The 14082-nt window shown below is 45.9% G+C and carries 12 protein-coding genes; 6 read left to right on the top strand and 6 right to left on the bottom strand.

All coding sequences use genetic code 11. From position 1 onward, the window contains the following. Positions 1 to 47 precede the first annotated feature (47 nt). The 4 genes from MCB1EB_RS05030 to MCB1EB_RS05015 all read right to left on the bottom strand — a co-directional run bounded on the left by MCB1EB_RS05030 (position 48) and on the right by MCB1EB_RS05015 (position 4555). Positions 48 to 608 (bottom strand): hypothetical protein, encoded by a 561-nt coding sequence (locus MCB1EB_RS05030; protein ID WP_152034316.1) that lies wholly within the window; start codon positions 606 to 608, stop codon positions 48 to 50. Positions 609 to 837: 229 nt separating this feature from the next. Then, positions 838 to 1428, bottom strand: a complete 591-nt coding sequence (locus MCB1EB_RS05025; protein WP_045362469.1) for a hypothetical protein — start codon at positions 1426 to 1428, stop codon at positions 838 to 840. A gap of 201 nt (positions 1429 to 1629) precedes the next feature. After that, positions 1630 to 3132, bottom strand: coding sequence for an NEL-type E3 ubiquitin ligase domain-containing protein (locus tag MCB1EB_RS05020; protein WP_045362471.1), 1503 nt, complete (start codon positions 3130 to 3132; stop codon positions 1630 to 1632). A 118-nt stretch (positions 3133 to 3250) separates the two neighbouring features. After that, on the bottom strand, positions 3251 to 4555 hold the full coding sequence (locus tag MCB1EB_RS05015; RefSeq protein ID WP_045362472.1) for an NAD(P)/FAD-dependent oxidoreductase: 1305 nt from the start codon (positions 4553 to 4555) through the stop codon (positions 3251 to 3253). Between the two features lie 339 nt (positions 4556 to 4894). Here MCB1EB_RS05015 and MCB1EB_RS05010 point away from each other — a divergent pair, with 339 nt between their 5' ends. Beyond that, complete coding sequence (locus MCB1EB_RS05010; RefSeq protein ID WP_045362474.1) at positions 4895 to 5161, top strand: hypothetical protein; 267 nt, start codon at positions 4895 to 4897, stop codon at positions 5159 to 5161. On the opposite strand, the gene polA is transcribed toward MCB1EB_RS05010, so the two are convergent. Further along, positions 5158 to 7914: a DNA polymerase I gene (polA, locus tag MCB1EB_RS05005; RefSeq protein WP_045362476.1), complete on the bottom strand. Its 2757-nt coding sequence runs from the start codon at positions 7912 to 7914 to the stop codon at positions 5158 to 5160. The genes MCB1EB_RS05010 and polA overlap by 4 nt on opposite strands. A 24-nt stretch (positions 7915 to 7938) precedes the next feature. Between polA and MCB1EB_RS05000 the strand changes: the two genes are divergently transcribed. Beyond that, positions 7939 to 8697: an LOG family protein gene (locus tag MCB1EB_RS05000; protein WP_045365651.1), complete on the top strand. Its 759-nt coding sequence runs from the start codon at positions 7939 to 7941 to the stop codon at positions 8695 to 8697. A gap of 7 nt (positions 8698 to 8704) precedes the next feature. Here the strand turns inward: MCB1EB_RS05000 and MCB1EB_RS04995 are convergent, their stop codons facing one another. Next, complete coding sequence (locus MCB1EB_RS04995; protein WP_045362479.1) at positions 8705 to 10213, bottom strand: AMP nucleosidase; 1509 nt, start codon at positions 10211 to 10213, stop codon at positions 8705 to 8707. 213 nt (positions 10214 to 10426) lie between these two features. On the opposite strand from MCB1EB_RS04995, the gene MCB1EB_RS04990 reads away from it, so the two are divergent. The 4 genes from MCB1EB_RS04990 (at position 10427) to MCB1EB_RS12345 (ending at position 13944) form a co-directional block, all read left to right on the top strand. Beyond that, positions 10427 to 11395 (top strand): homoserine kinase, encoded by a 969-nt coding sequence (locus MCB1EB_RS04990; RefSeq protein WP_045362482.1) that lies wholly within the window; start codon positions 10427 to 10429, stop codon positions 11393 to 11395. A 33-nt stretch (positions 11396 to 11428) separates the two neighbouring features. After that, positions 11429 to 12217, top strand: a complete 789-nt coding sequence (locus tag MCB1EB_RS04985; RefSeq protein WP_045362485.1) for a BPSS1780 family membrane protein — start codon at positions 11429 to 11431, stop codon at positions 12215 to 12217. A gap of 607 nt (positions 12218 to 12824) precedes the next feature. After that, positions 12825 to 13598: a BPSS1780 family membrane protein gene (locus MCB1EB_RS04980; protein WP_045362488.1), complete on the top strand. Its 774-nt coding sequence runs from the start codon at positions 12825 to 12827 to the stop codon at positions 13596 to 13598. A 211-nt stretch (positions 13599 to 13809) separates the two neighbouring features. After that, positions 13810 to 13944: a burhizin family lasso peptide gene (locus MCB1EB_RS12345; RefSeq protein WP_232034150.1), complete on the top strand. Its 135-nt coding sequence runs from the start codon at positions 13810 to 13812 to the stop codon at positions 13942 to 13944. Positions 13945 to 14082: the final 138 nt, after the last annotated feature.

Below are 14082 nucleotides of genomic sequence, written 5' to 3'. Positions count from 1 at the left end.
TAACCATCACACATAATGCCTCTGATAAGCGGTGGCTCGGCTTCACGTTATGCTCTAGCCAAAGCATTATTTTTTAACTCACTAATTTTTTGCTTAAGGGCTTGGTTTTTTTCAATGAGCGCCGCATTGTCCTGAACCAGTTCAATACTCTCCTGAAGATGCTTTATCGTGCCTCGAATTTTATTAGCCTCTCCATTAAAACCATCTAGAATATTCAGGTCCTCTGTTGAAGAGAGTGGCGTTGCTAACCTTTCGTCATTTATTTTTCTTTGCAGTTGGACTGTATCTGCCGCCATTTCGGCTAAAATACTTTGCTCGGCTTCCATCTCTGCACCAGATTTTATTTTCTCTTCAATCTGTTCAACTAAATGCGTCAGGCGAGCCATCAGTGATAGCGTTTTACTTGCACAGACACCTACAGGAGTCATTAATGACTGGTTTAAATCACGTGCGATCCTTTCTAAATGTTCGGCCGTCGTCATTTTCCCAGGAGTCACTTTTTCTGATGAAAGCCCCTGTAGTACTTTATCCAATTCACGCGTAATATCCCTTAAGGGTCTTACCGTAGCTCGAGTTCCTGCACACGATACTGCTTGAAAAGCACTCATCATAATCCTCTAGATTCATATGCGTCATAAACACTGTCATATATTTACTTTTTTAAGTGAGTGACTATGTCCGATGATTTAAGGGGTTAGTCTAATAGTTGTCGTGATTTTTATTTTAGTCTTCTCTAGTTTTTCTGTAATTGGCATAAAAGTCTCAACACTGGATATGCAGTGCTGAGACCAATTTAAACAAATAAAAATCCAGATATAAAACCCTTAGATAAATTTATTATTGATCATTCACTAATGCATTTGCCCTATTCTCTAGCTCTCTCATTTCAGAAGAAAGAGCATAATATTCACGGGTAAGTGCTTGATTATTTAAAATAGCTTTTTCTTGATTTATAATCTCTTTTGCTTTATCCCGTATTTTAGCGTTTAACTCATAGGTCCTCCCCAAAATATTTAGCTTTTCTGCCTCACTTGCTGGCGTCTGTGAAATTTTTTCGTTTAGATTCCCTTGCGATTTCAAATACTCTTCTTCTGTGTTATTGAACGCCTCCTTTGCCCGTTCTCTTAACTGTGCCTCCATGGCTTGCACATCTGTATTAGTGGGTATGTCTACGTCTGGCTTTACTAAATCTAAAGTACGCCCCATCAGCAATATGCTCTCTTTTACAAACTCTGTTGTAGGCCTGAGTACAACTCTCTCAGTACCGCGTATAACCTGCCCTAAGGGTTTTATCGTTACTCTTTCCACATCACGCGCAACTTCTCCTAAAGGTCTTATCGCCTCTCTCTCCACAGTCCGCGCTACCTCTCCCAGGGGTCTTATTGTCACTTTTTCCACGTCACGCAAAACACTTTCTACAGCACCCATAGCTCTCTCCTTAGGTTTTAAAAATTAAGAAAGATTATCAATTAATGGTATCGACTAGTTATTGTCACTTAATTTATAAATGAAGTAATTTTTTTAATATAGGAGAGTTATTTTTTATTTTCAAGTATCCTCACAAAGGATATATTCTATATTTAAATCAAAATACTTTTTCAAAAAAGTATTTTTATAGACCAATCAAGTTTATAGTGCATTCCTCTGTAAATTTTCTTCTAACAACGATATGCCCAAGTCAATGCGCGCTTGCTTGGTCAAATTTATGTATAGTTCACGTAATCCTTCATCTATTTGGACTGGTATCCTATTTACTTCTTCTATATATTGTTGCTCCGTCATATTTTCAGGCCTGTTCGACCACGCATCCCGTAACGCCTTGCACCTGGTTTCATAGCATTCAAATTCTTCAGAATATGTTCTTTTTAGATAGTTTTGCCAAGCCGCATGATGCGCAAAGAAATTTAAAAGTTCAGCCCCTCGCCCTACGTTCTCTAATAATTGTCTTATTGCATCCAGCTCCGGAGTTGTCATGCCTGACAGCCTCGGGTACAACATATCTTGCTCTTGAATCAGTAAATCCCACAAATCTCTTAAGTTAATCTGGACGGCAAGATAGGTTTCAACCTGAGTAGAGGACGGCAAATGCTTTAATTTTTCGGAGATTACTGCCTCCAGTTTATTTAAACGAAATTGTTGAACAATAATGTTCACCAATTCATTTGGGCTAATCTCACCGCGTTCAGCTCTCGCATTAAGAAATGCCTGTTCAATACAGTTCAGCCCATGACTCACTCTATTGCCACATTCTCCCAAAGCCTCTTTTACAAAATCAAAGCAGAGTGGGCTTAAATCTTCATGTTCCTTTAGCTCCCGAAGCACGCAACGCAGACGTTGCTTAAGATGCTCTAAACCCACTCTGGTTCTAGCATCCGCTGTATCAGATAATCTTAGAAGGAAATCTGAAAAGTTTAACGCGTCCTTAGTAGTAATATGGGTGATCCAATTCTCGAAAGGTTTATTTTCCTTAGCGGAAGAGATGTCCAAGAATTGGAGGGTCCTAACAAGGTAGCGTCGCGCGATAAGCGCATTAATCTTATCCGCTGTGGCCTCCTCCAGAATAAAATGCTCCAAGTATTCTAGGTTGCGAGAATTATTAGCGTCAGAGTTAATTTTATTTTTAATTGAATCTGCTACTGGGTTGCCTCTGATATCAATCACAATATTATTAAAGCAAGAGGGGAAATTTTTCATTCCCCTAATTTCATTATTCGATATATCTAAAAAAAATAGAATTTTCAGCTTCTGGATGAAGCCTGGCAATTCACTTAATTTATTATTTTTCAAAATTATAAGGTAAACATTTTTCAAATTATCAAAATCACCCAATATTTCTGGCAAATCAGTCAAATTTAGGCCGCCAAGATCTAATATTCGGCAATGATGGCACTGCTGAATACGTAGGACAGCTTCTCCACGCTTTTCTCCGGGACTCTCCAAAGTCTGCCAATATTTTAATTTTGCCCAGTTATCGGGTAGCTCAACCAAGTCCGGGTTTTTAACGATTGTACTAGTCTTATTAGTACTCGTCTCATTATTTGAATTTTCACTTTTTCCAATATCTTGCCCTCCTTCGCCACACCCTACAAGGAGAAAAAATACGATCAATATAGATAAGAGAATTCGTTTCATGACGCTTTACCTCATTTCTTTATAGCACTCGCTACCTCTCTACGAACAAACTCGATGCTACTTTTCCTCAATCCATAACGCCGCACATATTCTGCTTGGATTAACCTTTTTTATCATCTTAATGCAGCTTTACTTTTGGTGCGGTCGAACGGCGTAACCAATGGGCTATAGTATCCGCCACCATCCATCCAAAACCATGTAATGCCGCAATATGCATCCGGTACAAAGACGTATACATAAAGCGTGCAAAAAGTCCTTCAATAAGCAAATTGCCCCCCATGATGCCGCCCATTAAATTGCCTACCGCGCTGAAGTGGCCGAGTGAAACGAGTGAGCCAAAATCTCGATAATGGAAGTTAGGAAGGGACGCGCCTTTAACGCGACGGGTTAATGCGCGCAGTAAAAAATTGGCCTGTTGATGCGCGGCTTGTGCGCGCGGAGGAACCGTGGTTTTTTTCTCAGGCCACGAACAACTCGCACAGTCACCAAATGCAAAGATGTCAGGATCACTTTCGGTTTGTAGTGTAGCGCGGACTTTAAGTTGACCACGTGGATTGGTCGCAAGCCCATCTAATTGACTCAATATGGCCGGCGCTTTAATGCCGGCTGCCCATATCGTGAGATCCGTTGCTAGCGTTTTGCCGCTTGCTGTCAAAAGTGCTCGTTCAGACACGCTCGCGACTTGCTCATTGACCATAATGTCAATATTGAGTTTGGCCAGTAAGTCAGCCGTGGCTTTTGAGACGCGTTCCGGCAGCGCTGGCAAGATACGCGGCCCCGCTTCAATAATAGCGATACAAATCTGTTTAGGATCAAGCGGGGATACGCCATAGGCGGCTAATATTTGGGCAGTTTGGCGCAATTGTGCCGATAATTCAACGCCGGTTGCACCACCGCCGACAATGGCAATTTGAAGCCGCGGCGGAGCGGCAGCTTGAGCCAAATTTGCCTGCGCGCGCATGCACGCCGTCAGTAAACGCTGGTGGCAGGCTTGCGCCTGCGCTACGGTATCCAACGCCAGTGCATATTGCTGAGCGCCCGCCACATCGAAAAAATGTGTAACGCTGCCGATGGCAATAACCAATGTGTCATAAGCCAGTTCGCGAGAAGGCAATAACTCAGCGCCGTTAGCATCATAGACAGCCGCCAGCGTGATGGTCTTCGCCGAACGGTTAAGACCGATTAATGCGCCAAGCCGGAATTCAAAGTGATGCCAATGCGCCTGCGCGGCATATTCAAGTTGATGTGTAAAGGGATCCATACTACCCGCTGCGACTTCATGCAGCACAGGCTTCCACAGATGAGTCGGATGAGAGTCAACCAACACAATGTGCGCAGTTTGGCGAGCGCCAAAACGGTTGCCTAAACGGGTTGCCAACTCAAGCCCGCCGGCGCCGCCGCCTACTATCACAATGCGATGCATACTCGTTATCCTAATAAGAAACGAAATTAAAGCTCGTTAAACGAAGTATAGCTTCGTTTGCAAATACGCTAACAAATATAATCTTTAACTTATTCAGGCATAAAAAATGTCTCAAAGTTTTTGTTTTTTTATGTTTTAAATGGTGTATCTATGTCACGAAATTTTTTTGTCTCTGCTTTCCCCCTTCATTCACCTATCTCATCTACAGAAATCTCTAAAGATCCCAAAAGCAAAGCCAAAAGACCCGCACTTATAAGAAGACCTTCTTACACTCTCGGGTGTCTTTCTCACTTTGCAAAAACAGCTTTTGAAAGGACTACCGGCACTTCTCCGATTATTATGCAAGCCCATGACAGTCAATCTGATGATTTTTTCTCACAACCCATTACGCCAGACTCCGTTTATCAATTTGTTCAATTAGAGAATCAGGCTATCACCTCAACCCCACTGGGTTCTCCTCAAGACATCGTAGCTTTTGGGGCCACCCTGGCTCGAGGCCCAGTAGCTCACTGTGTTGGCCAAAATGTTGCGCTTGCACGAGAAGGGTATAACTCAGAAAATGAATACTCAAGAGAAGCCTTGCTCGCGCTCAATTCGCCCTATTAATGCGCCTCTTCCCAATTTTTGCCTACCCCCACTTCAACCACCAGCGGCACGCGTAATTGCGCGACGTCGCCCATGAGGGTCGGCAAGCATGCGCGCACTTCCTCCAATTCTGCATCCGGCACTTCAAGCACAAGCTCATCATGGACTTGCATGATGAGCTTGGTTTGACGTACTCCTTGATACAACCACTGCTGCACGGCAATCATCGATAGTTTGATCAAATCGGCTGCAGTGCCTTGCATAGGTGCATTGATTGCCGCCCGCTCAGCCGCCTGACGGCGTGGCCCACTACCGCCATTGATCTCAGGCAACCATAAACGCCGGCCAAAGACAGTTTCGACATAGCCCTGCTCTTTTGCGCGCACGCGGGTTTCGTCCATATAACGCGCAACTCCTGGATAGCGATTGAAATAGCGATCGATATAAACCTTAGCGGCATCACGCGAGAGTTTTAGGTTTGCCGCCAGCCCAAATACGCTCATGCCATAAATTAAGCCAAAATTAATGGTTTTTGCGACACGTCGCTCTTCATCAGAGACCTGCTGTAGCGCAATGCCAAAAATTTCGGCGGCGCTGGCCCGGTGAATATCTTCACCACGCGCAAAAGCGCCCAATAAATTTTCATCGCCTGAAATATGCGCCATAATGCGCAGCTCAATCTGCGAATAATCTGCCGACACAATCTGAGATCCAGGTGCGGCGATAAAGGCTGCGCGGATACGCCGCCCTTCGGCCGTACGTACCGGAATATTTTGTAAATTAGGTTCATTTGAAGCAAGTCGTCCCGTGACTGCGACTGCCTGCGCATAATTCGTATGGACCCGCCCCGTTTGGGGGTTAACCATTTTGGGCAGTTTATCCGTATAAGTTGTTTTGAGTTTTGACAGCGTACGATGCTCAAGCAGCAATTTGGGCAGCGGATAATCTTCTGCTAGCCTTTGCAAGACCTCTTCATCCGTTGATGGCGCACCGCCCGGGGTTTTTTTGATAACCGGCAATTGCAGGCGTTCAAAAAAGATCTCACTGATTTGCTTAGGCGAGCTCAAATTAAATGGGCCACCAGCTAAGGTGTGCGCTTCTTTTTCTACTTGCATCAGACGCGTGCCAAGCTCATGACTTTGCTGAGCCAGTAATTGAGTATCAATTAGGACGCCGTTACGCTCCATGACGCGTAGTACACGCGCTGTGGGCATTTCAATCTCACGATAGACATGCAGCAAGCCAGGTTCTTTTGAAAGTTGTGGATAAAGCGCATGATGTAGGCGTAACGTCACATCCGCATCTTCCGCCGCGTACTGCATTGCCTGCTCAAGCGGGACTTGATCAAAACCAATTTGAGCTGCGCCTTTACCGCAAATGTCGACATATTTGATTGTATTCAGGTCCAGATGGCGCAACGCCAGACTATCCATATCATGGCTCCGATGCGATTCGAGCACGTACGATTGAAGCAAGGTGTCATGCTCGATGCCGGCCAGTGTGATGCCATAGTTGGCGAGCACTTGCTCATCGTATTTCATATGCTGGCCAACTTTCTTTTTAGTCGGATCTTGCAGCCACTCTTTAAGCCGCTCCAGCACAGCATCACGGGGCAATTGGGCACTCTCGCCGCCTATATCCGGCCCCCGATGGGCCAACGGCAGATAAGCTGCATGACCGACTTCGACTGAGAATGAAAGGCCAACGAGCTGCGCGCGCAGCGGGTCAAGCGCCGTCGTTTCAGTATCGAAAGCAGTTAATGTGGCGGTCTGGATTTTTTCTAACCAGATATCGAACTGCGTCCAGCTCAATATGCTCTCATAATGCGGAGCGTCTTCCAGCACGGGCGCGACTGAGTGGCTAGAAGCGCCGTTAGCAGGCCCTGCTACGCCTGCCGCTGCGAGTTCTTGCAACCAGCTTTTAAAGCCGTACTGGGTGAATAAATCTAGCAGTTCCGTTTGCGCTTCGGGACGCATCGCCAGTGAAGCTTCAATGGATTGAATTTGCGGCTCAAGCACGCAATCCGTGCGTACCGTGATTAGCTTGCGCGCTAAAGGCAAAAAATCAAGGGCACGGCGCAAATTCTCACCGACCGCGCCACTAATTTGCGCAGCATGTTCCACCACGCCCGCCAATGAAGCATATTGCGTCAGCCATTTGAGCGCGGTTTTAGGACCGCATTTTTCAACGCCTGGCACATTGTCTGAGGTATCGCCGATTAACGCCAAATAATCCACAATTAAGCCTGGCGGCACGCCAAATTTTTGCTTGACTCCCGCTTCATCGAGCACTTCATTGCTCATTGTATTGACTAGCGTAATTTGACTTGTCACTAATTGCGTCAGGTCTTTGTCGCCGGTTGAGATAATGACTTTCATGCCAGCCTGCTCAGCTTGCTGCGCTAAGGTGCCAATCACATCGTCAGCTTCAACTCCATCCACCATGAGCAATGGCCAACCTAAAGCGCGCACGGCGCGATGAATCGGCTCAAGCTGCTGAACCAGGTCTTCTGGCATCGAAGAACGATGCGCTTTATAAGCGGGATACCAGTCCTCTCGAAAAGTTTTACCTTTAGCATCAAACACACACGCGCTATACTGCGCCGGGTTGTCTTTGCGCAAGCGCCGCAGCATATTGATCATGCCGTATAGCGCACCAGTCGGTTCCGCATTGGGGCTGCGCAAATTGGGCAATGCATGATAAGCACGATACAAATAACTTGAGCCATCGACCAATAACAAAGTCTGGCCTTTTAAATTGGATTGCACAAACATATGAATACGCCAAACAATAGAAAAATGACGCCAAGCTTACGCGCAATTGCAGATCAAGAGCGTGCTACCGCAAAAAAAGCGCGTGCATCATGGCAAATGTTTACGATTATGGCAGAGTTCATCGAAGCCACTGAATATCTATCGGAAATCCGGCCCGCGGTATGTATTTATGGCTCCGCGCGCTTAAAACCCGATACGCCCTATTATGATCTCACGATAAAAATTGCCCGCAAGCTTTCAGATGCAGGCTTTGCGGTTATTTCCGGCGGCGGCCCAGGGCTGATGGAAGCCGCGAATAAAGGGGCGCATGCCGGCAAAGCGCCATCGGTTGGTTTAAATATTGAATTGCCGCATGAACAGCATGGTAATCCGTTTCAAGATATTTCACTGCGCTTTCGCCATTTCTTTACGCGCAAGGTCGCTTTCACCAAACATTCTGATGCGGTGATCGGGATGCCAGGGGGGTTTGGCACTTTAGACGAAATGGCGGAAGTCCTCACTTTAGTTCAAACCCGTAAGGCGCGGCACGTGCCGGTGATTTTAGTCGGCTCTAAATTTTGGCAAGGTTTGCTTGATTGGTTCCGCACCGCAATGCTGCCTATGGGGTTGATTAGCCAAACGGATCTGGATTTGATACAAGTTATCGATGATCCAGATCAAGTGCTCGATGCCATCTTAGCCTTTTACGAAGAACACACCATTCCCCCTGAAGTGGTTGAAGAATCGGCTGAGGTCACGCAAGAAACTAAACAATCCGATGGCGATCGCATGTTTTCAATTTAAGACTAGTTTATTGAAACGCTACTTCGGCGAAACTGCGCAGTTTACGGCTATGCAAGTTATCTAGGCCGTTTTCGCGCAGTAATTCCATCGCTCGCACGCCAATTTTTAAATGCTGGCTAATCTGCGTACGATAGAATGTATTTGCCATACCAGGCAATTTTAATTCTCCGTGGAGCGGTTTGTCAGAAACGCATAAAAGGGTGCCATACGGCACACGAAACCGAAAACCATTGGCCGAGATCGTCGCACTCTCCATATCCAGCGCAATTGCGCGGCTTTGCGAAAGGCGGCGTATCGGCTCCTGGTGACTACGCAGCTCCCAATTACGGTCATCGACACTGGCTACGGTGCCCGTGCGCATGACGCGTTTTAAGGCTAAGCCTTCGAGCTGCGTAACATCAGCCACCGCCCGCTCAAGCGCGACCTGGACTTCAGCCAAGGCCGGAATTGGCACCCAAAGCGGCAAATCCGCATCCAGCACATGGTCTTCGCGCACATAACCATGCGCCAACACATAATCCCCTAAGCGCTGCGAATTACGTAGGCCCGCGCAATGGCCTAGCATAATCCACGCGTGGGGACGCAACACCGCGATGTGATCAGTGATGGTTTTGGCATTAGAAGGTCCCACGCCAATATTCACCATCGTAATGCCCGAGCCATCCGCTCGCTTTAGATGATAGGCAGGCATCTGCGGCAAACGCGTCGGCGCCACTCCAGCTACGCTCGTCTTACTCCCCGGCCCAGCAAGGTTGGCATTATGCGTAACGACATCACCCGGTTCAATGAAGGCCACGTACTGGCTGCGATATGCACTCTCAACCGGATCACTGGCCGGCGCCATTAAGGTACGGCCAAGCTGAACAAATTCATCAATGTAAAATTGATAATTCGTATAGAGTACATAATTCTGAAAATGCGTCGGCGAGGTCGCCGTATAATGCTTGAGTCGATGCAAAGAAAAATCAACTCGCGGCGCAGTAAAAAGAGCCAGTGGGTGGGGTCCGCCAGGTAATGGTTGATAAGAGCCATTTACAATGCAATCATCAAACGCCGCTAAATCAGGCATGTCGAAAATATCGCGCATTTGGCTAAGCTGTTCGTAAGCTAGCGCACTTTCTAAATGAATACCTTCGGCAAACGCAAAATGAATCGGGATCGGTTGCTCGGATAGCCCCACTTCAAGCTGCACCGAATGATTGTTAGCCAATAAACTAAATTGCCGCTGGTAATAATAGTCGAATAAATCTGGGCGCGTCAGCGTCGTTTCAAAGACTCCAGGACCTGACACAAATCCATACGAGAGGCGTGAATCAAGTCGCGTGCTATTTTCAGTGCGCACTCGTACATAAGGATAATAAGCGCGAACTCGGCGCGTAAACTGCTCACCGCGTTGGTAACGCGTAAAGGCATCGCGCAAAGCGGTCGTGCTTATCTCATAGAGTTCGGCTACCCGTTTAACGGCCAGGATTGGATCTTTAATTTGCTCTGTAGCTGTCATATTTTTTGAATACATTTTTAAATAAATGCACACACCTTGAACCGTCCTGGCCTGGTAACCTGCCGCTTTACTTTAAGCCTGCCTATGGTAGAGATCGAGCTGCGCACAACAAGCTAAAGGAGTGTAGCATTCTTGCCGTACAAGCACGCGGTTTTGCATCCAGTGGATTCAGTAGGTTTGCTAAAATCGCCTTTTCCTTTCAATCAAGCTGTTATTTTATAAATCCGCATGGCTGTTTTCACCCCTGTTACCGACGCTCAACTTACATCTTGGCTACAACACTATTCTCTTGGACAGGTGCTCAGTTTGCGTGGCATTACGGCGGGGATTGAAAATAGTAATTTTTTTCTCACAACCAGCCGCGGCAGTTATGTACTAACGATTTTCGAAAAACTGGCTGCCAGCGAACTGCCGTTTTATCTCAATCTGATGCAGCATTTGGCAATGCATCAAGTGCCCGTGCCAGATCCCGTGATGCGTAATGACGGTACTTTATTTGGCGAACTGTGCGGCAAACCGGCTACGATCGTTACCAAACTGAAGGGCGTAGCTCAGCTCACACCGGGTGCACAGCATTGCGCCCAAGTCGGGCAAATGCTAGCGCAAATGCACCTAGCGGGGCGCACTTTTTCATTAGCGCAACCCAATCTACGCGGCCTAAATTGGCAACAACAAGCCGCCAGTGCAGTGGATCCTTTTTTGACCACGCCACAGCGTGAGTTATTACACTCTGAACTGGCGTTTCAACACACCTTGCAGAAGAGTCCTGATTATCTTGCCTTGCCTGAGGGGCCCTGCCATTGCGATCTATTTCGCGATAATGTGCTTTTTGCGCCAGCCAACACGACTCATCAAGCTGAATGTTTAAGCGGTTTTTTTGATTTTTATTTTGCAGGTGTGGATAAATGGCTTTTCGACGTCGCAGTTTGTGTCAATGATTGGTGTATTAATTCTCCAAGCGGCGAGCTTGATCCGGTGCGGGTACAGGCGTTTTTGCGCAGTTATCAAACGGTACGCCCTTTTACTACAGGCGAAACATTCTGTTGGCGCGCAATGCTACGCGCTAGCGCCTTACGTTTTTGGCTATCGCGCCTTTATGATGTTTATTTACCACGTCAAGCGCAAATGCTTGAGCCTCATGACCCTGCACACTTTGAGAAAATACTGCGTACTCATATAATGGGGACAGCTTTGTAGTCACTTTAATTTTTAGAATTTTTACGCCCATATATGCATATCAATAAACTCCCTGCCAAAGCAGGTTACGCATGGTTTAAACAAGGACTTTGGCTATTTGGGCAAAACCCATTTATTTTTTTAATTGGCTCTTTATGTAGTTTAGTTTTAATTCTGCCTCTTTTAATTGTGGGGGAACGGCTTTTAAGTCCACTCATACGAGTCGGCTTTATGGCAGTATGTCGCAAAAAGCTTAATCAAAAATCTACCCTACCCACAACCCAGATAACTCTACTTAGTACTTATAATAAGAAAACTGTGGCGCGACTGCTATTACTCGGCTTATATGAAATAATTGCCTTTCTGATCTCAGCAGTTTTAGCATTTTTAATAGTCTTAATCTGGACCACGCCCGATAATTTTATTAAAGATATGGTAGCAGAAAATTATGCGTCGTTTTATGTGCTATGCGTATTGGTGATCAGGCTAATAATTTACAGAATATTTTGTATCTTAACCAGATTTGCGCCAGCTTTAATCGCTTGGCACCGGATACCGGTACATAAAGCGCTAGGCCTTAGCGTGATTGCATGTTGGCGTAATTTTAGCGCCATTATGCTGAATTCACTGCTGTGGCTGCTATGTTTAAGCATTACCTATACTTTAGCGTTTGGCATACTCTTTATGTTAAACGCTAATCCGCCAGTGTATGCCGTATTAGCGCTTACCATTCCCATTAACTCGATACCAATTCTTTTGTGCATGAATTATGCAAGCTACGTTGACTGCTTTTCACACGATATTGAGTCTTTAAGGCGGGACTTAGCGGCTGAAAAAGCGTGACGAGGTTCTACCAGCTCAAGGGTTTGGCAGGGTTACTTTCACTCGGGGAGTACCTTGCTACGTGTGGCGGGCGCCCTTCTTGCCGTGATTCGATCGCTGCGGATAAAGGTCGCAAAGCCTTTTCAGATAAGGCTCAGCGGGCTTATGTATAACGAGCGTCCTTAAGCGCATAGCATCCCATGTCTGTGCATTAGGCGCTTTTTTTCAGCATGGGCATATTTGGGCGAAATTTGAGTGCTTTTATGCTACATTCGCTATTAGGGTTGCCGTGGTTGAGTTTAATATAACTTATGGACTATCGGAGCATGGGGAGCATTGCTTAGGTTAGAAGCATCAAACTAGCGTTGTACCCCCTCTTTTTTACCGCTTCTATAATTTATTTTTCAATAGGCATTTGCACATTTTATGCGAGCTATGTTGGCTGTTTTTCCTCTGGGCCAATACGCGCGACTGCGCGCCAGCAACTGACCTAACCTTTTATCCCAGCGGATACTCTGGGATGGGTGGTTGGCTCGTCAATTGGCTAACGCCAATTCAAACTGGCTTATGTACGCACATGGCAGCCATAACTTGGTTATAACTATCACTTTGAAAATCGCCCAATACTATGTATTTTAATCAAGTTACCGCCAAAACTGGCTATTTATGGTTTAAACAAGGGCTTCAGCTCTTTTGGAAAAATTTAACGACTTTTCTAATTGCCTCTTTGGGCTATGCGTTGTTAATGCTGCTCATTTCCTCTGCACCTGTGTTGGGCCATTACCTGCCGTTAGTTTTACTGCCGCTCGTAACGATTTGCTTCATGACAGTATGTCGCAACACACTCAATCATGAATCAACCTCCCCCCTCGCTTTGTTCACTAGCTTACGCGCCACTTTCAACAAGGGCGCTGTATGGCAATTGTTATTGCTCGGCCTATGCCAAGCGTTCGCTCTCTTCATTTTGGTACTCTTGATACAAAAGGTCGTATCGCTGAATGCCCAACCCAAAATCATGGAAAGCAGCCCTTCAATATTATTTATATTGATGTTGGCGATGATTCTAAGTTCTATTGCGAATGCGATGCTACTTTGGTTTTCTCCCGCTTTAATCGCATGGCGCCAAGTGCCTTTGCATAAGGCAATTTTCTTTAGTGTGGTTGTCTGCTGGCGGAATCTAACCGCGATTATTGTGCATGGATTACTGTGGCTAGGCTTTGCTTGTGCGTTGTCATTAGTCGTGTTCAGTATCTTGTCCGTACTCGGAAGCGCTGAGGAACAAATTAAGCAAAACTTAATATTTACTATGCAAATTATTTTAGTTCCGCTTTCTTTTTGTACCCGTTATGCAAGTTATATTAGCTGTTTTCCAACTGAACCGCCTGCGACTATGCAGCCATGATTTTTGCCGTCTAGGAGCGAGCTATTTAAGGGGCTAATCCAACCCTCAAAAAAACTCTTGCTTAATAGGGTTTATCTCCTACACTAAGAAATGCGCTGTGGCACTTTTAAGGTGATTTTTTTCTCGATGCCTTATGCGTGGATTGGTGTAGATATTGCCCGCCTGCATCGTGGGGTGGTTTGTTTTTAAATGTAAAAATAAGGAAACGATCATGACCAAGAGCAAAGAACTAAGCCAAGATATTCAGTTGGAAGAAACCCTAATGGAATTTTGCGCTTCTGAAGCAACCATGGGCGCGGTAGGAGAGAAAAACGAAGCCGGCTTTGGTAAATACGATGACGTGTAAATAGTCGGGCCAGACAAGCATGCTCACGGCTTGTCTGGCATTTTATTAGCGATGACTATACTCCAAGCGCGCCTGTCCTACGCAAAAACGATGAGAATTTGGTCACCGCGCAAACGTTTCCAGCAATTAATCCAAAAT

Origin of the sequence: Mycoavidus cysteinexigens (assembly GCF_003966915.1) — a bacterium.
In the GTDB taxonomy this organism is placed as follows: Bacteria; Pseudomonadota; Gammaproteobacteria; order Burkholderiales; family Burkholderiaceae; genus Mycoavidus; species Mycoavidus cysteinexigens.
Note: the sequence above shows the minus strand (reverse complement) of the source record. Positions and strands in the feature narration are given on the sequence as shown.